The following is a 25,811-nucleotide window of genomic DNA, read 5'->3' as shown; positions in this document are numbered from 1 at the left end:
GAGACGCCGCTCGATGCGGAGCTTCGAGCGGATCAAGCTCGGTGCAGCAGCGCGCCGATCCCCCGCCGCGACACCTGACGTTCAGCGATGAATGTTCCCTCGATGGAACTGAAGGAGAACGTTTCCCGCGCGAGCCCAGAGCGCAGAACGATCCGTTCGATCAGGCTTCGCACAGCTTTGTCGCTCTCGATCCCTTGAGCACTTCGGTCAGAGCTTCGCGCCTGCAGGACCATTTCCCGTGGTCGGACGTTAGTTTCTTGAGAAGAACGGCCACTGGCAAAGCCGTTTCGCGGGGCGATGCGCCACCAATTGGAGACGATCATGCCGGAGCGAAAAACAGTGCAGAAGGCCAGACGGGATAAGCGCGCGGGCAAGTCGCCAACTACCCAGGCGGGCGAGTTTGTGCATGAGGAGATTCGCAAGGTCCGCCGCGGCCAACATGGAGCGAGATCGCCGCAGCAGGCGATTGCAATTGGCCTGTCCAAGGCACGGCGTGCGGGCGTTCCGCTCCGTCCGCCGGCAAAAGGCAAGGCCAAGGCAAGAACCCGCAGAAGCGCGGAATACGCGTATGAGGCGGGCCAGGGCAAGCGAAAAACCCGACGCCAGCCGCGCGTGTCACGTGCTGTATCGCAGACGCTCAAGCGTGAACCACGCAGCACGGCGTCGCGTGCGGCACTGTCGAAACAAGCACGAAGCGCCGCCTCGCGTCGCTCCGCCTCGGCCCGCTCAGCGGCGGCTCGGAAGGCCGTAAAGACCAAAGGCCCGGCGAAGCGCTCAGCGGCAGCCAAAAAGGCAGCGCGGACCAGAGCGCCTCGTCGGCGATAGCCTTGCGCCGCAGATCAATTCTACAGCTAGCCCAATGGCGAGAAGAACACGGTCACCGAAAAGCAAAGTCGTCAGGACCCGCCTCCCGAGGCAGTCTCAGAACGCACAAAGGAATTACGAGCGCTACGTAGAGTTGGCGCGCGCTGAAGCGCTGAAGGGAGACCTGATCGCAGCGGAAAATTATCTTCAGCACGCCGAACACTATTTGCGGTCGATGCACGATGAGGCGCACGGCGGGCGGCTCTCGCCGCAGCCGGCAGTTCTGCCCAAGCCGCTGCTGGGACACAGCGGATGATGGAGCAGTCCTTCTGTAATCGCGAAACCTGAGGACGGACGTGTTCTGCTCTCGGCGGGACCGCTCCACTGGCCTTTGCGCCCGGAACCAATGCGGGCCGCCCGGAGTTCTTCATTTTGAGCGGCCGCGTTACACGAACGAACTCGCAAGCCCTTCGCCCCACAAGGGCGGCTCATCATGAGGAGGCTGGCCGTGATTCGGGATATTGTCGTCAACTTGGTGACCTCTAACTCTCGCGATCCAGCAGCAGCGTACGCGATATCCGTTGCCAGGATGTTCGATGCCCAGCTTGCAGGGATCGCAATGTGTCACTCCCCAGCGATTGTGGCTGGCGGCATGGAGGCTGTTCCGGCCGACCTAATCGAGTCCCTGCACGAAGAGAGCGTCAGGGCAGCAAACGGGGCCATCGAAAGATTCAAACAGGCAGCGGCGCAGGCTCATCTTCCTGCCGAGGCGCAGATGGTCGAGACCAGCATTGAAGGAATCCCAAGGACATTTGGCCGTATTGCTCGGACGTTCGATCTTGCAATCGTTGCGCAGGCCGAGCCCGAAGTGACGACCTCCACGGGTCTTGCCGCTGAAGCAGCGATGTTTGAATCCGGACGGCCTATCGTCGTCGTACCCAGTATCCAAAAGGACGGCATCAAGCTCGGCTGCATTCTTGTCTGCTGGGACGGAAGCCGCACTGCCGCGCGGGCGCTCGCGGACTCAATGCCGTTATTGGAGCGCGCGAAGTCGATCGAGGTGATCAACGTTGGCAATAGGCGTCGGGAAGCCGAAGAATCACTGGCGGCCGTTGGCAGACACTTGGCGCGCCACGACTTGAACTTCAGCACCAAAGCGCTCACCGCCGATGGGACCGATGTCACGAACGTAATCCTGTCGCACGCGGCAGATCTATCAGCCGACCTCATAGTAATGGGCGGCTTCGGCCATTCGCGGCTGCGCGAGTTCATCCTCGGGGGCGTGACGCGCAGCATTCTCGACACGATGACCGTTCCGATACTGATGTCGCATTAAAGGCCGATGCTAGAGCTTCTTGGCGTCGACGGCACTGATGCCCTTGATCATGTTGGCAAGGCTCCGTTTGGGGGATGCGCACGTCATCACTCGCAAAAGCAAGATGAGACGGCCGAACGACATTCGCGTTACCAGGATTTTTGGCGAGTGTAGACGCCGACGGCCGAGACAAGCGCTATCAACAAGCGACTCGATCAGCGCCGGGTCGCGCCCGAGGGTCTCATCCGGCAACCGCGGCTATACCTGGTTGGCGAGGCACCTGGCGCCGAAGAAGCTGAGCAGGGCAGGCCCTTTGTCGGGCCGGCCGGCTGCGCGTTGCGCAATTCGAGGGCTGTCAGCGACGTCGCTGAACAGCGCAAGCCGCGATACGTTCATTTTCAGCGAGATGGTCAGACATGATGTGGCAAGGGATGTGGTGAGGGATTTCAAGGCAGGAGAGTCAATCGGGGGACCGCGTGATCCAGTTCGATCCCGGTCGTGATGTATCCATCGCGCTCACCGGCGGTACGCACCTGATATGGGACCACCTGCTCTTCACCTGATCGGGCAGATGCTGAGGTTCGTCAGCTGAGACCGATGTCGCCCACCAGGCGACGCGAAACGAGCCGGCTGCAAGGCTTTCGACAAATCCTAGAATTTGTTGGAAACAGCAAGCAGGTTCGTGCGTTGCGTTTCCGCAAACCCCACGGTGGCATCTGGCTGCAGCTTCCTGCGACATCCAAATTGCAACCATCAAAATTGTTCCCGGTCCCGCATTGTTGCGCTGTCGTTGCATTCGAAATAGCATCGATTGCGAGTCATGAGCGGGGCAGGGTAGAAGAAATGACATATGAGGTCCTTCTTTGCAGCTTTCTGCCGTCGACCGTTCGTTAACAAATACGGAACCCGCGCACTGGAAGAACCGTCTTCGCTGTCCTCGCTGCTCGTCGTCGCTGCGGAACGTTTGGTCACAGCAACCTGCTCGAACCGTGCCTGCGATTATAGCGGAGCCGGGTTTCCGATGATCGGCGCGCAGCCGGTGTTGATCGATTTCGCAACCAGCATTTTTGAACGCAGGATGTACGAGGCCGAGAATGGCTCGGCGCTGCAGCGGGACGTCAGTCGCCGGTCCCTTGGATCGCGGCTGCATCGCCTTACCTTTGGAGGCAATCCGGTTGCGGTCGCCAACAGCGCAACGTTCATCGAGCTGTTGAAGCGGGAGTCGAGGCGGCCGGTCGTACTCGTTGTCGGAGGCGGGACGATCGGTTTGGGCGCAGACGAACTCTACCGGGACGATTCCATCGAGCTTGTCGGCACCGACGTCTACGCTTCGCCGCACACCGTGCTGGTGGCTGACGCCCACAGTCTACCTTTCGAGGACGGCGTGTTCGACGGCGTCTGGGTGCAGGCGGTGCTGGAACATGTACTGGAGCCCGCAACGGTGGTTGCCGAGCTGCATCGGGTGCTGCGGCTGGAAGGCCTGGTCTATGCGGAGACGCCGTTCATGCAGCAGGTGCACGAGCGAGCCTATGACTTCTCGCGTTTCACGCAGAGCGGTCACCGCTGGCTGTTCAGGCGATTTTCCGAGATCAACGCCGGACCGGTCGGCGGCGCCGGCGTGGCGCTTGAATGGTCGATCCGCTATTTCGCGCGCGCGCTCGGCGCGGGCAACAAGCTGTCACGCCTGATCGTGCTGCCGTTCTTCTGGATCAGATATCTCGATGCGTTCGGTCGCGGCCGGGCCGCAGCAGACGCCGCCAGCGGCTTCTTCTTTCTGGGGCGCAGGGCCGAACAGGCGATGGATCCGCATGACATGCCGGGTTACTACAACCGGCAGAAGTGAGTTCCGACGGATGGCGCGCAGCTCTAAGAAACGCCTTTAATCTTCTTGCATGGCGTGGACGAGGTTGACGACAGCCGTGCGACGTCGGTTACGGAGCGGATGGAAAGCTTTTCCTTGCTGGTGATGAAGCGGAGCACGCCGCGAGGATAGGCGTCGCAGAACTGAGCCAGCGTGGCTGCCGTCGCTGAAACGCTGTCCTGTTTGGGGACCACGGCGATGCCGCCATCGCGCAGGATATACGCATCCTTCACGTTGGGCATGGCTGATGCCGCGACGCAGATCTTGAACAGGTCGTTATAGGCCTGCGGCGTCAGGGAGAGGTCGCCGCCGGGCGTTCCCAGGAGATACTCGCGGCTCTTGCGGCAGTTCTCGCTGTCCGCCCGCGCTGCACCGTTCGCGAGCGTCAGCAGCATCGCGGTCGCGACCAGCAGCTTCATGCCGTTATTCCGATGGCGCGGTCTGCAGATGCCGGCTTGCCGGTGTAGGGCAGTCCATAAGTTATCGCCGCGCATCGTTCCCATGAAAGGGCGCGGGCATGGGATGATGCGCCTGCCGCGAGAATGGCGCGCAGATTCCGATCGGCGGCCAGCTCTGCAATCGCCTGCGATATGCTCTCGGCCGACGGTGGCACGAGAATTCCAGTCTCGTCGGCGAGCACGGCGTCAGGCACGCCGCCGACGTCGGTCGCGACGCTTGGCAGGCCGGCGGCCCCAGCCTCGAGATAGACCAATCCAAATCCTTCCACCCGGCCGGTCGTGTCGGGGAGACCCGTCAGGCAAAAGAAGTCCGAGGCCGCATAGAGATCGCGGATGTCTTCGTTCGATTGCGGGCCGAGGAAACGAATGTCGCGGGCCGCCGCTTCGGCGTCGCGCCGGAGAGCATCGACATAATCGGCTTCGCCGTCCGGGCCGATCACGAGCCACGTGATGCGATGGCGCAGATCGTCCGGAAGCTGAGACAAGGCGGCCAGCGTCAGATGATGTCCCTTGCGGCGCGTGATGCGCGCGACCGTGATCATCACCAGCCGGTCTTCCGGCAGACGATGGGCCAGGCGAATCTCCCGGCGCGTCCGTCGTCCGCCGAACCAGAACTCCGATACGCCGAGACTGATCGCGCTGATCTGGCGCGGGTCGACGGCAAACCGCTCGCGGAACAGCGTCTCGGTAAAGCCGCTGTTGGCGACGATCTCCGTCCGCGGTCCGAACACGCCGGCACCGTGGATCGCCATGCGCTTCAGCGGCGTCTGCGTTTCGTTGATCTCGGTACCATGCACCGTCATCAATACCCGCGCCTGCGTTCGCCATCTCGAAAGCGCAACCGGAATGAAGAACGGCCAATCGGCGGCATGGACCACGTCATATCGGACGCTGCGGACGCCGCGGCGTGTCAGCATGATCTTGCGCGGCATGTCGCGCATGGAGTGGAGGCCGCCGCTATAGCGGACGACCTCGAAGGGCAGGGTGCGGTCGTCGTCCGCCGTCTGCCGTGCGTAGTCCGGCGCCACCACGGTGACCTTGGCGCCGAGCCGGCTCGCCGCCGCCGCAATTTCGCGCGCGTAAGTCCCAATTCCTCCCATCGCGGGGGCGAACTCGCTGGTCAACAGAAGGATGTTCAACCCGGCGTCCTCAGTAAGTCGGCGCCGCGGCGCCAAGTCCGCGGGCGTCCTGAATTTCTTGATGGTAGCGGAAGACTCGCGCAAGCTGGGTGCCCGGCGTGAATGCCCGGATGGAGCCGGCGACTTGTACCGGGTTCATCGTGCCCGCGTCGATGGCATTCCGGACGTCGACGAACCGCTGCGCGAGCGCATCGGCCATGTCGTCGCGGCTGCCGCTTCGCGCCACCAGATAGCCGCTGACGCCAGAATGGATCACGGGTTCGAGCTGCGGCAGGTGCATGGCGACAACCGGCCGGCCAACCGCAAGGGTCTCGAGCACGCAGCGCGGCATGCCTTCGAATTCCGATGTCAGGATGCCGGCATGCGCGCTTGCCAGCGTCTCCGCCATGCCGGCGGCGTCTTTGAAGCCGTGGCGGACGGTGACGCCTTCGATCGCGGCGAACTCTTCGAACCGGTGCGGGTCGCTGGTGCCGATATAGTGAAACCGTAGGTCGCCGTTCAATCGCCGCCGCAGGCGGTCGATCGTGCGAAACATCAGCGGTGGATCCTTGAATTCATCGAGCCGGCCGGCGAACACGATCTGAAACGGCGACGAGTTCAGCGGCCAGAGTTGCGGCTTGAAGATATCCGTGTTGACCCATGTCCAGAGCGTGTCGATCTTGTCCTTGCGGCGCGGATAGGTCCGCTGCAACCGCTCAGTGATGAACGGATTGACGCAGAGAAATTTCTCGCTCATGGCGACGGCAAACCGCTCGCCGGTATTGTGGACGAAGGCGTATTTCCGCAGCAGCGAATCCATCTGCAATTTCGGCGCGCCCTCGCCGTGAAGCATCTGCACGAACGGCAGCCGCAGGATCGCCGGCAACCAGGAGAATTCCACCCGCCGCAGATCGACCGAGCACCGCCTGGCGCGGATCAGCTTTGCGATCGGGCCGAAGTGGCGAAGCAGTGCCATGAAGAATTGCCCGGTCAGCGAGGTACGGACGCTGCGGGCTGCTTCGCGCGCCTGCTGGTCCGAATAGTGCAGGATCGGTAGGAAGTCGAAGCCGCGGCCTCGGAATGTCATCCGGTGAAGCTTGCCGAGCTCCAGCTCGCCTGTCGAGTCGACGCCGATGAAGAGGATGTCGGTGTCGGTCGGATGGAATGTAATGAAGTCGCGAATGTATGTTTCGAGGCCGCCGACCTTCTCGCCGCGCGGATCGAACGGATGGATCAGGCAGATCTGGTAACGTGGCTTTACCCGGTTGGCATTTCGCGCCCGTAGCGCCAGGGTCAATGTTGAAGTCATGCCGCTTTCCTCATGCGTGCCTGGACGATTTGCGGAATGGTTCGCGCAACGAGGCGCGGAACGACTGTCATGCATTTGATATAGCGAGGGCCGAGCCGGCGCGGCTCGCGCAGCATGCGCCATGCCCATTCCAGCCCGGTTTTGCGCGCGATGGACGGCGCGCGGTTTTGCGTGCCGGCGATGAAATCGAGTGCGGCTCCGATGCACAACACGCCGGTTCCATTCAGCTCATCGAGGCATCGCGCCGCGAACAGCTCCTGCCGTGGCGCACCCAGCGCGACGAAGCAAATTCTGGCGCCCGAGGCTCGGATGCGTTCGATCGCAGCATCGGCTTCGCTGGAATAGGGATCAAAACCTGGGCCCGGCGCAAAGCATCCCGCGATTTGCAATCCCTTGAATCGTTCCGACAAACGCCGTGCCGCTGTCTTGAGTGTGAGATCGTTCGCCCCCAGCAGAAAGACCGGGAGTCCTTTCTTGCGCGCTTCCGCGCAAACAGGCTCGACGAGATCGGCACCGGTCGTGCGTTCGATTGGCGCGCCCATAAGGCGGCTCAGCACGACAATGGGGAACCCATCGGCGGTGACAAATCGGGCACGGCGATAGGCCGCGCGAAAATTGGCGTGGTGCTGAAGCTGGACAACGTGGTCGAGATTGAGCGTGCAGACGCTGAAGTTGTCGCCATGTTGCGCGGCCGACACGATCGAAGACACGGCTTCCGGAAGCGAGGGAACATTGATCGTTATCCCATCGACAGTGAGGCCCGGCTGCAACTGCGCTGGTGGTTCCAACATATCGACTCCTGCTGATGATGTAATCGAGGGACGCACTCGTGGGGAACGATCGACAGACGCGTGCTTCGCGACGGGAACTGCGTGCCGAAAATTTTCTCGACGGACATTCGTCACGAAATCGAACTAATGCGACGCAACGATGGCGATGCCGCGTTGCGAAGGACGAGACATCGCGACGAATCATTCACATGATGGAGATCAGCTATGCAGCAGTGGTCGAGGCGAGATGCGCTTGCTCTCATCGCAGGAGCAAGCGTTGCTTCGTACGGGAAGGAAGCATTCGCCGCGCAGCCTGCGCAGAGCCTCGGCGTCATCGCGGCTCGTAACGGAATCCTGTTCGGCGCGGCTGCTGGTCCGGTGATCGACAAGGATCTTGCGTATCGCGAGCTGTATCAGACGCAGGTGCGCATCGTTACGACGGACATTGCAATGAAAATGGGAACCATCGCGCCGCAACCGGGGCCGAAGCGATTCGAGAGTGCAGATCGTCTGCTGCAATTTTGTGCGAGTCACAACATTCCGATGCGCGGTCACTGCCTGATCTGGAACGAATGGGTTCCCCAATGGATCAAGAGCATGAGCGGTGCCGAGCGTGAGAGGTTCTTCGATTCCTATATCGACGAAGTCGCTGCCCGTTATGTAGGCAAGCTGCATTCGTGGGATGTCGTCAACGAGCCGTTCTGGCCTGGGCACAAGGCGCCCGGCGGCTACCGGCTCGGTCCGTGGTACGATACATTCGGTACCGGCTACGTGCGCCGTGCCTTCGAGCGCGTGGCGAGGATCGACCGAAAGACAAAACTGGTTCTCAATGAGGCGCAGAGCGAACGCGACGACGACGTCGGCCTTGCGGTTCGCCGCGGCCTGCTGCAACTGGTGGACGAACTGAAGCATGCCGGCGTGCCGCTGCATGCCGTTGGATTGCAGAGTCACCTGCAGCCTCGCTACCCGCACGATCCCGGACGGTTTACCGAATTCCTTCACGAGCTCGCCGGACGCGGCGTCGATATCTATCTGACCGAGTTCGACGTGCGCGACGACACGTTTCCGGACGACATCGCAACTCGCGATGCCATGATCGCCGAGACGGCGGAGAAGTTCCTGACCAACGCGCTTCGCGTGCCGGCCGTCAAAATGGTGATCGCGTGGGAACTTGCCGATAACTACTCGTTCTATACCGACATGGCGAAGAAGAAGGATCCACTCGCGAAGCGGCTGCCTCGGCCGCTTCCGTTCGATTCATCGATGCAGAAGAAGCCGCTTTGGTTCGCGATGGCGCGCGCGTTCGAGAATGCCAGGAAGTCGTAGGCGCCGATCGTGTCGAATGCGCTCACGCCCCTGAATGCTGGGGGCGTGGCCGAAGCATCCGCACCAGCGACGGTGCATAGAGCAGGGCAAGCGCTGCGAAATAGGTGGCAGCGCCGGCCGCAATGTGGGCCGCCAGAATCGGGATCGTCCGGGCCTCCGGAAATATCCGCAGCACGGCCGCCATGGCGATGGTGGCCAACGCGATGCGTACGAGATGGCCGACCGGAAGGCGCAGGCCAAATCGTGTAAACCCGATTGAAAAACTCACGGTGGCGGCGGCCAGTGCCGCCAGCACCGTGGCGCCGGCGACGCCGGGCAGTCCCCATCGCGGCAGGAACAAGGCGCTCAACACCACGGTCATCGACGCGTCGATTGCGGCAATGGCCATCATCCAGCGCGTGCGGTTTTGCAGGAGAAAGACCTGGTCGCCGAAATGGGCGCGCAGGTTACGGATTGCGCCGGCGAGCGTGGAGAGCGGCAGGATGGCGAGCGTCACCGCTTGGAACGGCGCTGCGATCAGAAGATGCACGATCTCCATTCTCAGTATGATGATGCCGGCGAGGCTTGGCGCCAGGATTGCGACAAGGAGAGCGCTGTTGTTGGCGAGCTGGCGCATTCCGGCCTGGTCGCCGTGTTGCTCCATGCTTTTCACCGCCAGCGGGAACGCTGCTGCCGTCACCAGCATGGCGGCGACCGCCGCGGCCCGCTGGCCGAGGCCATAGCCGACGGCGAACAGACCGGCGGCGGCCACTCCGGACATTTCGTTGACGATGAAGCGCGATGCATTGAGGCCGACCCAGCCGAGCGCGCCGCCAACAATCAGCGGAATGCCGTAGCGCAGGGCGTGGACCACGATCTCCCGGTCGATCGGCCACAAGCGGTGACCCCAGCCGATCCAGGGCAGGACGATGAGTGCGGCCGTCAGTTGCGCGGCCGCGTAACCCGCAAGTGGCCAATCCGGGGATTGGCCAAGCAGTTTGATCAACACCAGGCCCACGACAAATCCGACGGATGGCCCGAACACCTGCTGGATCGTGTAGACGCGGATCTGCTGCCGCGCGCGGGCGCGTTCACCGATATAGAGGTTGAGCGAGCGGGTTATCACATAGGCGATGGCGGCCAGCAGAAGGCCCGTTCCGGCGCCGGGCGCGATGACCAGATGCAGAATTCCGACGACGGCCGCGCTTTGCAACGCGAGGGACGCCAGCAAGACCGCGTTTTCGGTGCGATAGAAGCGCGGCGCGTCGTTGACGTCCTGGTACCGTCCGAGGAAACGCAGCGCAAATTGCGACCACCAGGCGAGAAAGCCGATCTGCAGCAATTCGTGCGTGGCCGTAATCAGCGTGATGACGCCGAGCGTATGCTCGTCGACGACATGCGTCCATACGATCATCGCCAGAAGCTGGAACAGCGGTCCGACGAATTGCGCGGGCAGATAGAGCAGAGTGTGCTTGAGGAGCATCGCTCAAGCCCCCAGCCAGCGGCAGATTCGGGGCGAGGCGAGCTGCCGTACAGCGAGCAGCGCCGCGGTAGAGACGAGGGCCGTCAAGACGCAGGAAACGGCAAAGCTGGCGACGCCGCCGAGCTGGCGCAGCCCGGTATGATCGCGCAGCGCCATCACAATGAAGATGTGCCAGAGATAGATGAAGTAGCTGCCCGAGCCGATCCATCCCAGTAGCGCGGACTTCGGCTGGATGGCGAACAGCGAAACGCAGAACAGGGCCGCATAGAGGAAGAAGGCGTTCGAATCGTAAGTGGCGGCGTCGCCGAGGTTGAGAATGCGCGCGGCGGTATAGAACAAATAGGCGGCCAGCACGGCGCCAAGGAGCGCGCGGCGCATATCCTGTTCGAACAGGTCTCTGAACATCGCGGTCAGCGCGCCAAGCGCGGCAAACGAGAACCAGAACGGAATGTCGCGCGTGCGGATTTCGTCGAGCAGTGCGTCCGACGCTCCGAGCCTCGACATGGCGGGATCCAAATAACTGCCGGTAAGCAAACCGCAGCCGATCGAGAGTAGCAGCAGCGTGGTGATCCGTTGCCTTGAAGCGGGTTGTCCGTCCCCGCCGGCCGCAAAAACGAGCCACAGACCGAGCGTGCAGCAGACATAAACGAAGACGTAATAGTAGACGAACACATATGCCAGCCCGAACCGGGCGAGCGTCGTGCCGATGCGATGGTCCATCGCCGGATTGTGCAGGGCCATGTAGATGTAGGCGGCGGCGAACGCGATCGCGTAAGGGACCAGGGCTGCCTTTAGCCGCTTTGCAAGCGGGACGCGGCCGGAAAGCGCCGTGAGATATCCGGAAGCGAACAGGAACACCGGCACGCAGGGCCGTAGCGCTGCATCAAGTGATTTTGCCCAGATCGCGTCGAGCGGCTGTGGCAGCGAATGGATTCCGATCACCATCAAGATGGCGATGCCGCGCATCGTGTCGACGACGCTATCGCGGCTTTGGGCCGTTGCGCGCGAGACGCTCAGAGAAGGCGGGTTTGCTGATACGCGTTCGACGACCGTCATCATGTGCTCTCCTGCCGCGAGATCGCTGGAGACGGCACATGTTTGAGGGCGCGGCGGTCGTAAACCTCGGTCAGATATCGCCGCAGCGGCGTTTCGAACGTGCGCAGCGAGACGACACTCGCAAATGCAAGAACAATGATCGCCACCGGCGCCAGAATCAGCCGTTCATGCTCCGATAAGGAAAGCAGGCGCGATCCAAGGGTGATGACGACGGTCGCGACCGGAATATGCAACATATAGCAGGAGTAGGTCAGCGCCGACCAGCGATCGAAGCCGAGCCGCGACAGCAGCGTCTCACGCCCGGCGCAGTCCACCTGAATCGCAAGTATCGCGATGGCGTAAATCGCAAGCAGCGCGGTCATCGTCGGCAGCAGGGAACCGAGTACGATAAACGCCGCTAGCGACGCCGCCAGCGCGCCCGGCATCGCGGGCCAACGCGCGATCCGGTCGCGAAATAGATAGCAGGCCACGCCGAGATTGAAGGCAGGCAGCGCCCTGAAGGCGCCGCCTTGGTTGATCCAGTCGGCCCACGGCGCTGTTCCGGCAGCCGATGCCCAAAGGGAATTGGCGAGAGCGGCAAGAACCACGAGCGCAACGAGTGCCTCCTTGCGGCGTTGCGCAATCAGCGCGACCAGCGGAAAAAGCAGATAACAAAACATCTCCGCCGAGAGCGACCAACTCGGGAAGTTGAACGTCAAGCGCTCGCCAATGAACGCGTGAAGCAGCAGGAACTGCGCGGGCAGGTCGGAAAGCGGATAACGGGCCGGGTTGTCCGTCCGGGCGGCGCCGAAATGGAGTGCGCCGGCAAGCGCCACATAGAAAGCGAGCGTAGCGAGATGTAGCGGATAGATGCGGGCGAGGCGACGCCACAGGAAGCGGCCGATCGATGCGGCATCGTCAACGCGGCCGAAATATTGACGGGCGATGACAAAGCCGGAGACCACAAAGAACAGGTCCACGAACAGATTGAAATGCCAGGTGCGCGCGACCATGAAACGGCCGATGGGCAAGTCCTTGAAGTAATCGGAATAGTGAAGGATCACCACGGCGCCGGCCGCGATGATCCGCAATCCATCCTGGTGCCTTGTGGCGCTGGTGTCATGCAAGGCGGCGGTACTCCGGAGTAGCGCTTCCCTGGAGGTGAGCAAGGCGGGCGATCAGGCTGATGACGTTTTCGCGATCGCCGCGGGCCAGATCGTTCCAGCGCGCCAGATTTCGTATTGCCTGCGCCACGTATCGGGCGCGCCAATCCTCGTTCGAGAGCGCAGCCGCGATCCGCACGGCCGCCGAAGCAGGATCGGCGGTATCGATGTAAATTCCGGACTCGCCGAGCACCTCGCGAAAGATAGAGGCATCGGTGGCGATGATCGGCAGGCCGGCGTATTGCGCTTCCAGCAGCGGCAATCCCAGGCCTTCGTCATGGGAGGTGCAGATGAACAGGTCGGCGGCGTCAAGCAATTGATTGACGCGGTCGGCGGGCTGATATCCGTGCAGCTTGACGCCCGGCTGCTTCTCGAGGGTCTGCCAGGCGTTACCCCATCCCGGCCTTCCGAGGATATCCAGCGTAGCGTCGGGAAATCCCTGCATGCGCAGAGCGTCGAGGATTTTCGCCGCCGCTGGAAAATTCTTGCGCGGCTCGACCGTGCCCAGCGCGATCAGCCGCAGCGGTTGGGGCCGCGCGCTCCGTTCGCCGCGCTGTCCGGGGGCGAGGCCGAACACGTTGCGCACCGCGGGACGATAGAGCGTCACTTCGGCGTCCGACCGGCAATGCGTGGCAAGTTTGCGCCTGGTATCGCCGGAGTTGGCCAGAAAGCGCGGATAGTGGCGCAGCGCGAGCCTGAAGGGGCCGGCCATATAGAGACGCGCCCGCATGTTGAGCTCGGCGCGCCGCGTGATCAGGAAATCATCGTGGATATAGGGCAGCACCCGCGATGCGAACGGCCGCAGCAGCGGGCTGGGCGGAAAGCCGGGACAGAGCAGGATCGAGGACGAAGCGGCGAGCCGCATAGGCAGACCCAGGTTCTGCGTCGTCAGCATCTGGCGAAGACCCTTCGCCGTCACCGGCACGACATCGAGCGGCGCAAGCGCTGCGGCGGAGAACAGCTCCAGCGTAATGCGTTCGAGACCGGTGACGTGGCGTCCGAGGTGAGTGTTGTCGACGTAGATGGCCATACGAAATGGAATCCTAAAGCTATGCCGGAACGGACCGGTAGGTGACAGGCGCGCGGACTTGCGGGGACGCCGCGATGCGCCGCTGCTCGCGCGGCAGCAGGATCGAAATGAGGATCACGAACTGCGCGAGCTGAATGTTCTTCGACGAGAAGCTTACTGAACTCGCGGCGATGACGATGATCAGAAGCACGATGGCCCATACCGCGGCGCTCGAACGGCGCAGCAATTCGACGAAGAAGCAGATCAGTCCGATCGTCAGAACGACGGTATGGATGAGGCCAAACTGGACGATGGCGGAAATCCAGAAGTTCTCGATGCCGTAGTTGAGGCCGAGCTGCGACTGCAGCGCATTCACCCGGACCGGATTGGGGCCGAGGATCAGCTCGTGCCAATCGAAATGCGAGAGCAGGTTGAAGGTGGCGAAGCGCGCGAGCGCGCTGCCCTTGTCTGAGGAGAAGCGCAGCAGCATCTTGTCGAAAATGCCGAGGTCGAGCGCGGCGAAGACGATGGCGCCGGCGGCGAACAGCACGCAGATGGCGAGAATGGCCGCGGGAAGCTGCGTTCGCTTTCCCTGTATCAGGCGGATCGCCTCGAAGGCTCCGATCAGCCCGAGGACTCCCAGTACCGTGACCAGCGACGTCCGGCCGCCAAAGGCCATCAGTGACGCCAGGCAGAATGCGATCAGCGGCAGCCGTATCAGGAGTGGCGGGCAGATCGCCGGACGGAGAACCAGCGCGAGCACGTAGGCGCCGACGATGCCGGATGCCGTGAGGGGGTGACCCAGCAGCGCCGCGGAGCGCCATTCGCCCATCACCACAATGTCGCCGAGCGTCAGCGGGATCAGCCGATGGCCGGAGAAATACTCATAGTATCCGAGCACGACATTCAGAAGGATCGCCAGGTGAATGGCCCAGGCCAGCGGGCGCCTTTGCGCCGGCGACAACTGCCACATAACCATCGCGATCAGGATCGGCAGCAGGAACGTGTCGATAATGACCGTGAACGGGCGCGCGAGCACGATGACCTGGACGAGCAGAAACAGCCAGCAGAGCAGATAGGCCAGCAGCAGCTTCGATTCGGAAAACATCCGGTTGATCTCGCCGATCGGTCCGCGGCTGCGCATCAGCAGCAGGCAGAATGCCAGCAACGTGAAATAGGTCGCCGGGTGCAGCTTCTCGTAAAAATTTCCGCCCGCCGTCAAGTAGTGGATCTTCCAGTTGGTCAGCACGGAGGACGAAAGCGTGAATGTCGCCATGACGGCCAGCAGCATCAAGCCGGTCGCGATCCGTTCGATGAACGCGTCGGCATTCGCGACGCGCCCACCCATAGGGGAAGCTGCCCGAACTGCCGGTGAAGCAGGGTGGCGAGGATGCACCCGTCCGACACCGGCCGATCCGTTCAACGGTCCGCGCGCTCTCACCGCGCCGCTCCGGCATGCAGGCCCGCGGTGCCGTACGGCTTCAGGTAGGCCGAGCTGCGGTAATAGTCATAGAATTGCAGGCGGCTGAGGTCGACGCGGGTCAGCACCGTTCCCATGATCCGGTCACTGACGGGGGACAGCAGGTCCATGGCATGGGACAGCACTTCGCGGGGAGTCTGGTCCCACGCGAGCGCCAGGATGATGCGATCGGACAGTTCGGCGAGCGCGCGGCCATCGACCAGGGGCACCAGCGGCGGCGAGTCGATCACAATCAATTCGTAGCGGTGGCGGAAGTAATCGAGCACGTCGACGATCCGGTCGGAGAACATCAGTTCGGTGATGAACTCGACCTGCTTGATCCTGGTCGAAGGCAACACAGAGAGCCCGGTGCTTTGATCCACGAGGACGGCGCGTTCCGGGGCGACGTGTCCGATCGCGACTTCCAGCAGTCCGGCCTCGGCGCGCGGACACAGGGAACGGGTCACTTGTGGATTGCGGAGGTCCCCATCGATGAGCAGCGTTCGGATGCCAAGGGTCGCCAGCGACTGCGCCAGGTTGATGGCAAGCGTGGTTTTGCCCTCGCTGTCGAGTGCCGAGGTGACCTGCACGACCTTCACCGGCTGCGACCGCATCGTCCGTTGCAGCGACAAGCGAACCGCGCGGATGGCCTCCGCGAAGAACGTGCCAGGCTCGTCGATCGCGTAACGCGTCAAAGGCGGCTGCAACGCCGGTGGCAGCAGGTTCGTGGTCTTCGGATCGTAGCTGTCCAGTTCGCTGCGTCCGCGCCGCGCGAGACGGGCCAGCTCTCGCGTGCCGATCAACGGAACCGCGGCAAGGGCCGGGACACCCGCAATGGATTCGGCCTGTTCGAGTGTCTTGACGCGGCCGTCGAGATAGTCGGTGAGGAAGGCCAGCACGCTGCCCGCCCCGAGCCCGAGCATCACGGCAAGCCCCAGGATCAGCATCGTCTTGGGCGACGACGGCCTGATCGGGATGCTGGCCTTGGTCACGATCCGGGAATCCGGCATCTCCAGGCTCTCTTGCGCGGTGGTTTCCTTGGAGCGCGCCAGATAGGATTCGTAGAGTGTGCGGCTGGCTTCCGCCTCGCGCTGCAGTTCGCGTAAGCGTACCTGCGCCTGGCCGGAGGAAGTGGACACGCCCTGGAGCTGGTCCAGGCTCTGCTGCAGCGACGTCTCGCGGGAACGCGCGACGTCATAGTCGTGCTTCGTGCTCTCCAGTATCCGCCGGATTTCGTCGTTGATCAGCTTCTGGGTGTCGCGGCGCTGCGCCCGCACATTGGCGACGAGGGGATGACGCGTGCCGTACTTGCTGGACAGATCCGCCTCGTTCTTGGCGATGTCGGCATATTGTGTGCGCAGTTTGGTGATCATTTCCGAGGAAATGGCTGCGTTGATGCCGCCGGGATCGCCGCCTGATTTCGCGATGTCCTGGACCTGCTCGTACTTTGCCCGCGCCTCCGCCGTTTGCACGCGCGCGGCGATCAGCTTGTTATTGAGGTCGGTGAGCTGCTGGTCATTGAGGGTTACGCCCTGCGAGACCATCAGGTTGTTGGCCGAACGATAATCCTCGACCGCTTTCTCGGACGCAACGACTCGCGACTTCAACTCGTCGATCTGGCCGCTGAGCCAATTCGCGGCAATACGCGTGGCGTCGTGTTTGGCGCGGACCTGCTCGTCGAAATAGGCGTCCGCAACCGCATTTGCGATGGTTGCGGCCTTCTGCGGCGATTCCGAATTGACGGCGATGTCGACGAGGAAGGTGGTGCCCTGCCTTGTTACTTTCATCCGTCTCTGAAGGATCTCGACCGATCGCGCCCTGGCGGCATCTTCGGGGCTCGCGCCGTTACTCGGCCCGCTGCTGCTGAATAGCCGTCTGATCGGATCAAGCAGGCCGGGTTTGGGTTTGAATTCCGCATCCTCCGTCAGCTTCAGCTTGCCGACGACGCGCACCAGGATCGCAACCGACTGAATCAGCAGCGTCTGGCTTTCGATAGTTGCATCGTCGGTACCGAAATTCGACAGCACGGACTGGTTGGTCTCGACGACATTGGCGCGGCGCGGATCGACCAGCACGGTCGACGTCGCCGTATATAAAGTAGTCGTGAGCGTCAGATAGGTCAGCGCCAACCCGAGCAGGATGGCGACCGGCAATACCACCAGCCTGTAGCGACGGCGCAGGATGCGGCCCATCTCGCGCAGATCGACGGTCGGATACTGCCAGCTTTCCGCAGGGCGAACCGGAGGTTCGTCGGGGACGACATAGGGCAGGTCAGAATTGCGCTGTAACATTCATTCCTACCAGGTGTTTGTCGAAGCTGAAGACGGGAATGTCGCTGTCGCGCTTGGTGTAGCGGTAGTAGGCGGAAACGGCGCCGAAGCGGTTGACGAGATATTTGACCCGCGTGTCTGATGTCAGCACGTTGTCCTTGCGGACCTGGCCGAAGAACCGGTCGTTCTCGTAACCGCCCGCGAGCGATACGATCACGTTGCGCCGCAGTTCATAGTCGACGCCGAGTTGAACCGCATTCGCAAGCACGCCGGTGGCGCTGGTGTCGGAAGTCTGCGTGACGAGCTGTTCGGCATTGAAATGCACGTCGAGCAGGCGGGTGGGCCGCCATGTCAGCCGCGCACGATAGGAAGGACCTTCGACCATGCCGATCGACGGATCGTCGAAACGTTGTTGGACGTAACCGGCGCCGAATTCGCCGGTGACAAGGTTGCTCAGCCCGACGGTGATGCCGGACAGCGCGCGATAGCCCTGCGAGTCCAGGGTGTGGCCTGGCGTTCCCCTGATGTCGCGCTGATTGCCTTCCACGCCGCCGAACCAGCCGAGGGTGGAAGAGATCGCATAATCGATCCGGCCGTGCAGTGAATAGATCTGCCCGTCGCGGGCATCCTGGTTGATGACGCTGCCGTTCTGCGCGCGCGTCGATTGGAAGTCGTAGGAATCGGTTCGGAAGCCGATCGAGGTCGTCAGCCGGTTGAACTCCCTGCGCAGCGTGACGTCGCCGGACATCAGGTTATACGGCGTTGGCGATATGGCGTTGCTTGGCGAACCGAGTGTGCCGACGCCTTCGTTCAGATGCGCGACCTGAAAGCTGCTCAGCAGCATCGTGTCTTTAGTAATGTCGAGCCAGCCGGTGCCCTTCAGGCTGCCATTGGTCTGGTTCAGGCTCGAGTTCTGGCTGTAGACCGTCTGCTGCGCATTCAGCTTCAGATCAACGCCATGCCGCCCCCATAATGAGTGTGCGCGAAGTGTGGGCTCGATCACCGCCGCGATGTCGGAACGCTTGGTGGTGTTCGAGGCAAAGACGTTGCTGTCGTAAAAAGTGCCGGCGGTCAGCGACGGGTTGAACATCCAGGAGCCGGCGCGAATGCCGACGGGTTCATAGCCAGGCTGTTGTCGCTTTTTCACCGGCATGTCCTCGGGCGGTATCTCTTCGCGGTTGTCCGGATCGGTCCTGTCCGGCAGCGATGACGGTTCAAAGATTTTCTGCGCGTTCCATGGTGAAGCGAACTCTCCGCTGGTCCACGGAATGGCTTGTGCATTCGCGGACGATCCGAGACCGAGCAGGATGGCTGCCGCCGGAGCGGGCAACAGGTTGAGGCGGCATCGACCGGGCACGCCTGTGGAACGCGATCGCTCTCCGCTTCCCTCAGACGTATTCTGCGATGCAGGCTCGAATCCCATCACCCATCCCTTGCGGGAACGCGAAGCCGGCGAACACTTATCGGGCGAGGCCCATCGCTCAAATAATGATCGTCGACTGCGCATAAGAACGGCAGGCCTCATACTCGGTACGCGGGCGCAAGGTTTTGAGCTGTGAGATTGAAGTGATGCGCTCGCTTGCAACGCGCCTTGCCGGAAAAAGTTTTCCTCGCGTCGCAAAATATTTCGCATGTGCAAAATGCGAACTGTGACAACAGCGCAACATGCGCCATCATCCGCTCATGAGCGGCATCACCTCATCTGCAATTCCGAAACGCTAGAAGTAGCGTTCCGGAACCCTGATGTTGTCCCCGGGATAGACCGGAACGGGAGCATCGAGAGGGTGGGTCTCTTCCACACCGGCACCTGCACGGCGGAGATAGACCTTGCTTTCGTTGGCGCGGTACGTGAATCCGCCGGCGCTTGCGATCGCGTCCATGACGGTCAACCCATTGCGGTATGGATATTCGCCGCTCTTCTTCACTTCGCCGAGGATGTAGTACGGGCGATACTGCGCGATCTCGACGTTGACGCGCGGATCGCGCACGATTCCCTTTGCAAGCGCGGATGCTATCGCTTTCTCAAGCTGCCGCGTCGTGGCGCCCGCAGCCTTGATGTGACCGGCGAGCGGAATCGAAACTTGACCGCCATTGTCGATTTCATACTCGCCGGTGATGTCAGGTTCGCCGTAGACCTTCAGCCTGATTCGATCGTTCGGACCGAGAACGTAACGCTCCGCAGACGATGCGGATGGTGGCGTTTGTGCTGAAGCACGAATCGAAAATCCGGCACTGATGCCGGCGACTACAAGGACGAAGAGAAGAGAGGGAAGCGTCGGGCCGGCGCTGGGCGACCGTTGCTGCATGGCTGCATCTCCATGAATGCACGTAACAGCCGCGGATGATAAGGAAGCAAAAACGGCGAAAGAATGTGATGACGAAGTTCCACGTGCCCAATATGCGCGCACGCGTTAACGAAACGTCGCATGCGAGTCACAGGAAGAGGATCGCCGATCCTTCAATCGCAATGCAGGTCAACGTTCCCGTCCGCCACGCAGCAGTATCGATGTTGATTCGGTTATGTCTGATGTCCGGATGCGGCACCGGCGTATGGCCGTGGACGATGAATTGTTCGTGATCCCGCGTAGAGTCCAGGAACGCATCGCGAATCCAAATCAGATCGTTGGGATCCTGATGCTCGATCGGGACACCCGGACGAATGCCGGCGTGCACGAACAGGAAATCGCCGCACCTGAACTGATTGCGCAAGCACTGCATGAACAGTTCGTGTGCACGCGGAAACGCGTCGAGAAAGCGGCGATGCACCTCGCCCGCCGTGGCGATTTCGTCATGTAGTTCAACGCCATACGATGCAAGCGTCGGCATGCCGCCTAGTTGCAGCCAATATTGCAGGATGGCCGGATCTTGCAGGAACCCTTCCATCACCGCTTCGTGGTTGCCGCGCAGACATACTGCGTGATGGGCAACGAGTCTGATTGCGAGCAGGTCGATTACCGTTTTGGAGTGTGGCCCGCGATCAACATAGTCGCCGAGATAGACTTCGATTGTGTGCGCGATCGGTCTCCGCCTTATGTCCTCGTCGATGCGTGCGATGATCTCGCTCAGAAGATCGGCGCAGCCGTGGATATCGCCGACCGCATAGATGCGTGTATCGGCAGGTGTTGTAGCGTTAACGGAGCGTGAAGGTCCCGCGGATGCTCGGTGCATGGTGTGCGATGTCGATCATGGAACCGCGCAGCGGTCAATCCATGACACCATGCGCCGAGATGCAGCCGCAAGTAATAGGACTAGAATAAGAGCAGGCGGATCAGGATCACGATCGCGATCCACGCAACCGCGTTTGCGATGATGATGCGGTTCCTCAGCCTGCGATCGGGCGACAATGTGCCGTGCGGCACCAGCGCACGGCTGTGCAGACGTTCGGCCATCATGAGCGCCTCCCTGGAAGCGTTCCGCAAGGTGGACGGCTCGCGCGAATCGCTGCCGTCTCTGTTTCTTTCCAAACGTTGCGACCACGCAGCAGCCCATGCTGCCTTAATCGCTACCGGTCGTCAGGCTGTAGAGGATCGATTGGCCTTCGATTAACAAACTCAACCAAAACAACGACGAGACAGGCATTTGTTGCCCATGCAGCCACGCTACATTCATCGAGAATCGAACAATGGAATTTGTTCCGCACTTTTCGATTATGCATAGCAGCCTCGAGTCGCGCGCAGCTCATTAACCAGGCAAATCGGGACTAAGCATCTCCGAACAAATCGAAATATCGCGTCGCACAAATTTCATTAACGATTCAGTTCCGCGGTGGTGCGGCGCCGCTTTCGCATTTGCGCCAAACTTCGCTCAAAATTCTGGAAAGTCTTAGCGACCGCGAAGTGCGGACGTTCGCTGCTGCGAAGTCGTCGCACTCGCTGTCGAGTAACTCCACGCACTCGATTCGCAGTCAGGTTCCCGCAGAGAGAGGAGAGTCATGGTCTCCATCGTGACAGCCAACTTCGATCGGAGCAACGTTGCGCCGATTCGAAGAGAGCGAACTGAGATATCAGTCCGTCCTGTCGAGTTTGCCGGCGGCAGTACGCATGGCGCGTATCGAGCCCGCCGGCGGTCGCGCCGAAGGGCACGAAATGAACCATCCTCGTCGATTGCAAAGCGTGTGTTCGATATTGCTGCTGCAAGCGGCGCATTACTGTTCTTCGCGCCGCTCCTGATCGTCATCGCGGTTGCGATAAAGCTGACGTCGCCGGGCCCGGTGCTGTTCTTTCAATATCGATACGGCTATCGCAACCGCCGCTTCAAGATCTACAAATTCCGCACCATGCGCGCGGATGCGGGAGATGTGCGCGGCGTAAGGCAGACGGTTCAGGGCGACGCGCGCGTAACGCCGGTCGGAAGATTTCTGCGCAAGACCAGCCTCGACGAAATTCCGCAACTGATCAACGTGATCAAGGGCGATATGTCGCTGGTTGGGCCGCGGCCGCACGTGCCGGGAATGCTGGCCGCAGAGCTGCCCTACGAACACCTCGTGCCTTATTATTTTCAGCGGCATACGGCGCGGCCGGGCATTACCGGACTCGCACAGGTCAGCGGCTGCAGGGGAAGCACGGCCGAGTTCGGTCCTGCGGTTTCGCGGATCGATTACGATCTCGTTTATATCGAGAGGTGGTCGCTGCGCATGGACATCATGATCATTATCCGCACGATCCGTAAAGAGTTCCTGTCGGGAAGCGGATTCTGACCGAGCTCAAGTCTCAACGTCGAAGGACCATGCAATGCCGATGATCGAGCCGCGCGGCCGTATCGTACCCGTTCTCCTGTCCGGCGGCGCCGGCTCGCGGCTGTGGCCGCTGTCGCGCGAAACCTATCCCAAGCAACTGCTCTCGCTGCTTGGCGAGAACACCCTGCTGCAGCAAACGGCGTTACGGGTCGACGATCGCTCGCTGTTTACCGACCCGATGGTGATCGCAAACGCCGAGCATCGTTTTGCGATCGGTGAGCAGTTGCGAGCGGTTGGCGTCGATCGTCCGACCATCGTACTCGAGCCGTTCGGAAAAAACACCGCTCCTGCGGTTGCTGTTGCAGCCCTGCTCGCCAGCGAAGCCGATCCCGATGCGGTGATACTGGCGATGCCGGTCGACCACTGGGTGCGGGATCACGCCGCGTTTCGCGCCGCGATATCGACGGGCATCACGGCCGCGCGCTACGGCCGTTTCGTCCTGTTCGGCGTGCGGCCTTCGTCGGCAGCGACCGGATTCGGCTATATCCGGATGGGCAATGAGCTGGAAGCCGCTTCTCCCATTCGTAACGTCGCCAGCTTCGTCGAGAAGCCGGATCTGGTGACGGTCGAGCGGCTCCTGGCCTGCGACGAGCATGTCTGGAACAGCGGGATATTTCTGCTGCCGGCGCGTCAGTTCATCGACGAATTGGCGCACCGCGCACCCGAGGTCCTGGCCGCCTGTCGCAAGGCGCTGACGGGCGCAACCCGCGACCTTGATTTTCTCCGGCTTGACGAGCGCGCTTTCGAGGCCTGTCCAAGCATCTCGATGGACTACGCGATCATGGAAAAGACCGACAATGCGGTGGTGGTTCCCGCCACGTTCGACTGGAGCGATGTCGGAAGCTGGTCCGCGCTGTGGTCGTTGGCGGAGAAGGATTCGTCGGGCAATGTCGTGATTGGCGATGCGGTAGTGGAAGATGCTTCGGGCTGCTACGTGCGCGGAGACGGACAACTGGTCGCGGCGCTCGGCGTCGAGGATCTCGTCATCGCGACGTCGCCGGACGTCGTTCTGGTGACCAGCCGGAAACGCGACCAGGATGTCGGAAAACTGGTGGAGCGCCTGAAGGCAAACGGCCATCGCTCGGCAACCCAGACCCACAGCGTCCATCGGCCCTGGGGATACTATCAATCGATCCATGCCGGGGAGCGGTTTCAGGTCAAGCGCATCACCGTCAATCCCGGCGCCAAGCTGTCGCTGCAGAAACATTATCATCGCGCCGAACATTGGGTCGTGGTGAACGGCACCGCGATCGTTACGCGCGACGACGAGGAAATCCTGCTGCGTGAGAACGAGTCGATCTTCGTACCCTTGGGATGCATGCATCGTCTGGAGAATCCCGGAAAGGTTCCCCTCAACCTGATCGAGGTCCAGTCGGGCGCCTATCTCGGGGAGGACGACATCGTCCGCGTGCAGGATCTCTATGACCGCGTTTGAGGTGTGGTGGGGTGGGAGGCAGCATCCGCATCGAGGGCGACGCACGCCGCAACGAGGCGTGCGCGCGCGACACGAAGGGAGGCAGCGATGAACACAAAGCAACACGTCAAGAAGCTGGTGAAGGATGCGTTTCCCTCGATATGGCTGCAATGGCATTTCATGAAACGCCCCAAATCGGCGGAGCGGGAACTGTCCTATCTCGACAAGATCATTCCCGATGACGCGGTGACGGTCGACGTCGGCGCAAACTGCGGCCTCTACACGCGGCGGCTGGCGCGCCTTTCCCGGCAGGTTCATGCCTTCGAGCCCTCGCAGCAGATGGCCAGGTTGTTGCGCCGAACCTCGGCGCGAAATGTGAGCGTTCACGAGATCGCGCTGTCGGATCATGACGGCGACGCCGAGCTGTTCATCCCGCAAGGCGAAGATGGCTTGGTGTACGGCCTTGCCTCGCTGGAGGCGCGAGCCGATTCATCGGCGAGACTCGTTTCCGCCCATGTGCCGATCGCGCGGCTCGACGCGGTGATCGACCAGGACGTGGCGTTCGTAAAGATCGACGTCGAAGGCCATGAGTTGAATGTGCTGAACGGCGCCGTCGAGCTTCTGGAGCGCTGCCAGCCGGTATTCCTGGTAGAGGCGGAGGACCGCCATCGCGCCGAGGCGACCCGCTTGGTGTTCGAGTTTTTTCGGAACAAATCCTATCGGGGGTTCTTTCTGAAGGACAACGACGTGATTGGGGTGGAACAGTTCGATTCACGAAGGCTTCAGGATGCCGATGCGCTGCGGCCGGACGGCGGCCGCAAGAACGGACAGTTCTACGTCAACAACTTCTTTTTCTTTCCCCGTCATCTCGACGGCGAATCGATATTGAGCAGCTAGCTCGTCGTTTCATCGCCTTCCCGCCGGCGCGGCCTTTGGGCCGCGCGGCTTTTCAGACAGGAACCGTAATGCATATAGCTATGATTGGCGCCGGCTATGTCGGGCTGGTGTCAGGGGCGTGCTTTTCCGACTTTGGCCATCAGGTCGTCTGTATCGACAGCAATGCGGAGAAGGTTGCGAGCCTCAACAACGGGGAGATGCCGATCCACGAACCCGGACTGGCCGAACTGGTGGCGCGGAACGTTGGCCAAGGCCGCCTTTCATTTTCGAGCGACCTGAAATCGGCCGTCAGCGGTGCGGAAGTGGTGTTCATCGCGGTGGGCACGCCGTCGCGCCGCGGCGATGGCCATGCCGATCTTTCCTATGTCTATGCGGCGGCGCGCGAGATCGCCGGCGTACTTCCCGACCAGGCGGTGGTAGTCACCAAGTCGACGGTCCCGGTCGGGACCGGCGATGAGGTCGAGCGCATCATCCGCGAAGAAAATCCCGACGCCAAAGTTGCCATCGTTTCCAATCCCGAATTCCTGCGCGAAGGGGCGGCGATCCGCGACTTCAAGCATCCCGACCGGATCGTGATCGGAACGGACGACGCGCGCGCGCGCAGCGTGATGGCCGAGGTGTACCGGCCGCTTCACCTCAACGCTTCCCCAATCCTCTATACCGATCGGCGCACTGCCGAATTGACGAAATACGCCGCCAACTCCTTCCTCGCTACCAAGATCGCCTTCATCAACGAGATTGCCGATCTCGCCGAGAAGGTCGGCGCCAATGTGCAGGAGGTCGCGCGCGGGATCGGCCTCGACAACCGGATCGGCCAGAAATTCCTGCATGCGGGGCCGGGCTTCGGTGGCTCCTGCTTTCCAAAGGACGCGATGGCGCTGATCAAGACCGGCCAGGACAATGAAGCGCCGGTGCGCATCGTCGAAACGGTGGTCGCCGTCAACGACCAGCGGAAGCGGGCGATGGCGCGCAAGGTCGCGAATGCGTTCGGCGGCAACATCAGGGGCAAATCCATTGCGGTGCTCGGCGTAACGTTCAAGCCGGATACCGACGACATGCGCGACGCGCCATCCATTCCGCTGATCACCGCGCTGCAGGACATGGGAGCCGAGGTGCGCGTTTTCGATCCCGTCGGCATGGAGCAGGCGAAGAAGGTGTTCGAGAACGTTACCTTCTGCGACAGCGCCTATCGTTGCGCGAAAGGATGCCACGCGCTCGTCATCGTCACGGAATGGGAGCAGTTTCGGGCGCTGGATCTCAAGGAATTGTCCACCATCATGGCCTGTCCCGTCATTGTCGATCTGCGCAACATCTACTCTCCAGAGGAGGTGGCGCGGAACGGCTTTCTTTACTGCGGCGTGGGGCGGCCAAAATCTGTGGCGTACTGACGGCATGAGCCGTCATGA

The 25,811-nt window shown here is 61.8% G+C and carries 24 protein-coding genes; 9 read left to right on the top strand and 15 right to left on the bottom strand.

Features of this window, described 5'->3' with window-relative positions; genetic code table 11:
* Window positions 1–32 precede the first annotated feature (32 nt).
* Window positions 33–374 (bottom strand): hypothetical protein, encoded by a 342-nt coding sequence (locus CQ13_RS03165; protein ID WP_197427228.1) that lies wholly within the window; start codon window positions 372–374, stop codon window positions 33–35.
* Window positions 375–859: 485 nt separating this feature from the next.
* On the opposite strand from CQ13_RS03165, the gene CQ13_RS46370 reads away from it, so the two are divergent.
* The 4 genes from CQ13_RS46370 to CQ13_RS03150 all read left to right on the top strand — a co-directional run bounded on the left by CQ13_RS46370 (window position 860) and on the right by CQ13_RS03150 (window position 3,962).
* Complete coding sequence (locus CQ13_RS46370; protein WP_082637284.1) at window positions 860–1,120, top strand: DUF4167 domain-containing protein; 261 nt, start codon at window positions 860–862, stop codon at window positions 1,118–1,120.
* A 192-nt stretch (window positions 1,121–1,312) separates the two neighbouring features.
* The gene (locus CQ13_RS03155; RefSeq protein ID WP_063800025.1) at window positions 1,313–2,140 is read left to right on the top strand and encodes a universal stress protein; all 828 of its coding nucleotides are present in this window, start codon (window positions 1,313–1,315) and stop codon (window positions 2,138–2,140) included.
* A 177-nt stretch (window positions 2,141–2,317) separates the two neighbouring features.
* On the top strand, window positions 2,318–2,539 hold the full coding sequence (locus tag CQ13_RS46965; protein ID WP_082637282.1) for a uracil-DNA glycosylase family protein: 222 nt from the start codon (window positions 2,318–2,320) through the stop codon (window positions 2,537–2,539).
* Between the two features lie 601 nt (window positions 2,540–3,140).
* Window positions 3,141–3,962: a class I SAM-dependent methyltransferase gene (locus tag CQ13_RS03150; protein WP_197427227.1), complete on the top strand. Its 822-nt coding sequence runs from the start codon at window positions 3,141–3,143 to the stop codon at window positions 3,960–3,962.
* A gap of 23 nt (window positions 3,963–3,985) precedes the next feature.
* Here CQ13_RS03150 and CQ13_RS03145 read toward each other — a convergent pair whose 3' ends face one another.
* Genes CQ13_RS03145 through CQ13_RS03130 form a run of 4 tightly spaced genes read right to left on the bottom strand, consistent with a single transcriptional unit; the run spans window position 3,986 to window position 7,656 of the window.
* Entirely contained in the window at window positions 3,986–4,399 is a 414-nt protein-coding gene (locus tag CQ13_RS03145) for a hypothetical protein (RefSeq protein WP_245308999.1), read from the bottom strand.
* A complete protein-coding gene (locus CQ13_RS03140; RefSeq protein WP_057841610.1) occupies window positions 4,396–5,577 on the bottom strand; it encodes a glycosyltransferase family 4 protein in 1,182 nt (393 codons plus the stop codon). The genes CQ13_RS03145 and CQ13_RS03140 overlap by 4 nt, the downstream gene beginning before the upstream one ends.
* Window positions 5,578–5,587: 10 nt before the next feature.
* Window positions 5,588–6,865 carry a glycosyltransferase gene (locus tag CQ13_RS03135; protein WP_057841564.1) on the bottom strand — a complete coding sequence of 426 codons (1,278 nt, stop codon included), beginning with the start codon at window positions 6,863–6,865 and terminating at the stop codon, window positions 5,588–5,590.
* Window positions 6,862–7,656, bottom strand: coding sequence for a WecB/TagA/CpsF family glycosyltransferase (locus CQ13_RS03130; RefSeq protein ID WP_057841563.1), 795 nt, complete (start codon window positions 7,654–7,656; stop codon window positions 6,862–6,864). The genes CQ13_RS03135 and CQ13_RS03130 overlap by 4 nt, the downstream gene beginning before the upstream one ends.
* Before the next feature lie 204 nt (window positions 7,657–7,860).
* On the opposite strand from CQ13_RS03130, the gene CQ13_RS03125 reads away from it, so the two are divergent.
* Window positions 7,861–8,961: an endo-1,4-beta-xylanase gene (locus tag CQ13_RS03125; RefSeq protein WP_057841562.1), complete on the top strand. Its 1,101-nt coding sequence runs from the start codon at window positions 7,861–7,863 to the stop codon at window positions 8,959–8,961.
* Window positions 8,962–8,983: 22 nt separating this feature from the next.
* Here CQ13_RS03125 and CQ13_RS03120 read toward each other — a convergent pair whose 3' ends face one another.
* From CQ13_RS03120 to CQ13_RS42440, 10 genes are all read right to left on the bottom strand, one after another.
* On the bottom strand, window positions 8,984–10,423 hold the full coding sequence (locus CQ13_RS03120; protein ID WP_057841561.1) for a lipopolysaccharide biosynthesis protein: 1,440 nt from the start codon (window positions 10,421–10,423) through the stop codon (window positions 8,984–8,986).
* Window positions 10,424–10,426: 3 nt separating this feature from the next.
* Window positions 10,427–11,479 carry an acyltransferase family protein gene (locus CQ13_RS03115; protein WP_245308998.1) on the bottom strand — a complete coding sequence of 351 codons (1,053 nt, stop codon included), beginning with the start codon at window positions 11,477–11,479 and terminating at the stop codon, window positions 10,427–10,429.
* Window positions 11,479–12,585: an acyltransferase family protein gene (locus CQ13_RS03110; RefSeq protein WP_197427226.1), complete on the bottom strand. Its 1,107-nt coding sequence runs from the start codon at window positions 12,583–12,585 to the stop codon at window positions 11,479–11,481. The genes CQ13_RS03115 and CQ13_RS03110 overlap by 1 nt, the downstream gene beginning before the upstream one ends.
* Window positions 12,578–13,651 carry a glycosyltransferase gene (locus tag CQ13_RS03105; RefSeq protein ID WP_057841559.1) on the bottom strand — a complete coding sequence of 358 codons (1,074 nt, stop codon included), beginning with the start codon at window positions 13,649–13,651 and terminating at the stop codon, window positions 12,578–12,580. Before CQ13_RS03105 ends, CQ13_RS03110 begins: the two co-directional genes overlap by 8 nt.
* A 19-nt stretch (window positions 13,652–13,670) precedes the next feature.
* Complete coding sequence (locus CQ13_RS03100; protein ID WP_197427225.1) at window positions 13,671–14,978, bottom strand: VpsF family polysaccharide biosynthesis protein; 1,308 nt, start codon at window positions 14,976–14,978, stop codon at window positions 13,671–13,673.
* An 89-nt stretch (window positions 14,979–15,067) separates the two neighbouring features.
* Window positions 15,068–17,380: an AAA family ATPase gene (locus tag CQ13_RS03095; RefSeq protein ID WP_057841558.1), complete on the bottom strand. Its 2,313-nt coding sequence runs from the start codon at window positions 17,378–17,380 to the stop codon at window positions 15,068–15,070.
* Window positions 17,361–18,716 carry an outer membrane beta-barrel protein gene (locus tag CQ13_RS03090; protein ID WP_245308997.1) on the bottom strand — a complete coding sequence of 452 codons (1,356 nt, stop codon included), beginning with the start codon at window positions 18,714–18,716 and terminating at the stop codon, window positions 17,361–17,363. Before CQ13_RS03090 ends, CQ13_RS03095 begins: the two co-directional genes overlap by 20 nt.
* Window positions 18,717–19,077: 361 nt before the next feature.
* A complete protein-coding gene (locus tag CQ13_RS03085; protein ID WP_057841557.1) occupies window positions 19,078–19,665 on the bottom strand; it encodes a polysaccharide biosynthesis/export family protein in 588 nt (195 codons plus the stop codon).
* A gap of 127 nt (window positions 19,666–19,792) precedes the next feature.
* Window positions 19,793–20,527 carry a metallophosphoesterase family protein gene (locus CQ13_RS03080; protein ID WP_057841556.1) on the bottom strand — a complete coding sequence of 245 codons (735 nt, stop codon included), beginning with the start codon at window positions 20,525–20,527 and terminating at the stop codon, window positions 19,793–19,795.
* Window positions 20,528–20,607: 80 nt separating this feature from the next.
* Window positions 20,608–20,751: a hypothetical protein gene (locus tag CQ13_RS42440; protein WP_156433463.1), complete on the bottom strand. Its 144-nt coding sequence runs from the start codon at window positions 20,749–20,751 to the stop codon at window positions 20,608–20,610.
* Window positions 20,752–21,461: 710 nt separating this feature from the next.
* Here CQ13_RS42440 and CQ13_RS03075 point away from each other — a divergent pair.
* The 4 genes from CQ13_RS03075 to CQ13_RS03060 all read left to right on the top strand — a co-directional run bounded on the left by CQ13_RS03075 (window position 21,462) and on the right by CQ13_RS03060 (window position 25,793).
* Window positions 21,462–22,055 carry a sugar transferase gene (locus CQ13_RS03075; RefSeq protein WP_488225899.1) on the top strand — a complete coding sequence of 198 codons (594 nt, stop codon included), beginning with the start codon at window positions 21,462–21,464 and terminating at the stop codon, window positions 22,053–22,055.
* A 40-nt stretch (window positions 22,056–22,095) separates the two neighbouring features.
* Complete coding sequence (locus tag CQ13_RS03070) at window positions 22,096–23,529, top strand: mannose-1-phosphate guanylyltransferase/mannose-6-phosphate isomerase (RefSeq protein WP_082637288.1); 1,434 nt, start codon at window positions 22,096–22,098, stop codon at window positions 23,527–23,529.
* Between the two features lie 87 nt (window positions 23,530–23,616).
* On the top strand, window positions 23,617–24,405 hold the full coding sequence (locus CQ13_RS03065) for an FkbM family methyltransferase (protein ID WP_057841553.1): 789 nt from the start codon (window positions 23,617–23,619) through the stop codon (window positions 24,403–24,405).
* 68 nt (window positions 24,406–24,473) lie between these two features.
* A complete protein-coding gene (locus CQ13_RS03060) occupies window positions 24,474–25,793 on the top strand; it encodes a UDP-glucose dehydrogenase family protein (RefSeq protein WP_057841552.1) in 1,320 nt (439 codons plus the stop codon).
* Window positions 25,794–25,811 lie beyond the last annotated feature (18 nt).

Source organism: Bradyrhizobium retamae, from assembly GCF_001440415.1.
Taxonomy (GTDB): Bacteria; Pseudomonadota; Alphaproteobacteria; order Rhizobiales; family Xanthobacteraceae; genus Bradyrhizobium; species Bradyrhizobium retamae.
The sequence above is the reverse complement of the archived record's forward strand: the minus strand, read 5'-3'. Positions and strand labels throughout refer to the sequence as shown.

Bases quoted from the DNA above. Each gene is read 5' to 3' on its own strand.
- CQ13_RS46370 (WP_082637284.1), top strand. From the start codon at position 860: ATGGCGAGAAGAACACGGTCACCGAAAAGCAAAGTCGTCAGGACCCGC.
- CQ13_RS03150 (WP_197427227.1), top strand. From the start codon at position 3,141: ATGATCGGCGCGCAGCCGGTGTTGATCGATTTCGCAACCAGCATTTTT.
- CQ13_RS03145 (WP_245308999.1), bottom strand. From the start codon at position 4,399: ATGAAGCTGCTGGTCGCGACCGCGATGCTGCTGACGCTCGCGAACGGT.
- CQ13_RS03135 (WP_057841564.1), bottom strand. From the start codon at position 6,865: ATGACTTCAACATTGACCCTGGCGCTACGGGCGCGAAATGCCAACCGG.
- CQ13_RS03130 (WP_057841563.1), bottom strand. From the start codon at position 7,656: ATGTTGGAACCACCAGCGCAGTTGCAGCCGGGCCTCACTGTCGATGGG.
- CQ13_RS03125 (WP_057841562.1), top strand. From the start codon at position 7,861: ATGCAGCAGTGGTCGAGGCGAGATGCGCTTGCTCTCATCGCAGGAGCA.
- CQ13_RS03120 (WP_057841561.1), bottom strand. From the start codon at position 10,423: ATGCTCCTCAAGCACACTCTGCTCTATCTGCCCGCGCAATTCGTCGGA.
- CQ13_RS03115 (WP_245308998.1), bottom strand. From the start codon at position 11,479: ATGACGGTCGTCGAACGCGTATCAGCAAACCCGCCTTCTCTGAGCGTC.
- CQ13_RS03105 (WP_057841559.1), bottom strand. From the start codon at position 13,651: ATGGCCATCTACGTCGACAACACTCACCTCGGACGCCACGTCACCGGT.
- CQ13_RS03100 (WP_197427225.1), bottom strand. From the start codon at position 14,978: ATGGGTGGGCGCGTCGCGAATGCCGACGCGTTCATCGAACGGATCGCG.
- CQ13_RS03095 (WP_057841558.1), bottom strand. From the start codon at position 17,380: ATGTTACAGCGCAATTCTGACCTGCCCTATGTCGTCCCCGACGAACCT.
- CQ13_RS03085 (WP_057841557.1), bottom strand. From the start codon at position 19,665: ATGCAGCAACGGTCGCCCAGCGCCGGCCCGACGCTTCCCTCTCTTCTC.
- CQ13_RS03080 (WP_057841556.1), bottom strand. From the start codon at position 20,527: ATGCACCGAGCATCCGCGGGACCTTCACGCTCCGTTAACGCTACAACA.
- CQ13_RS42440 (WP_156433463.1), bottom strand. From the start codon at position 20,751: ATGATGGCCGAACGTCTGCACAGCCGTGCGCTGGTGCCGCACGGCACA.
- CQ13_RS03070 (WP_082637288.1), top strand. From the start codon at position 22,096: ATGATCGAGCCGCGCGGCCGTATCGTACCCGTTCTCCTGTCCGGCGGC.
- CQ13_RS03065 (WP_057841553.1), top strand. From the start codon at position 23,617: ATGAACACAAAGCAACACGTCAAGAAGCTGGTGAAGGATGCGTTTCCC.
- CQ13_RS03060 (WP_057841552.1), top strand. From the start codon at position 24,474: ATGCATATAGCTATGATTGGCGCCGGCTATGTCGGGCTGGTGTCAGGG.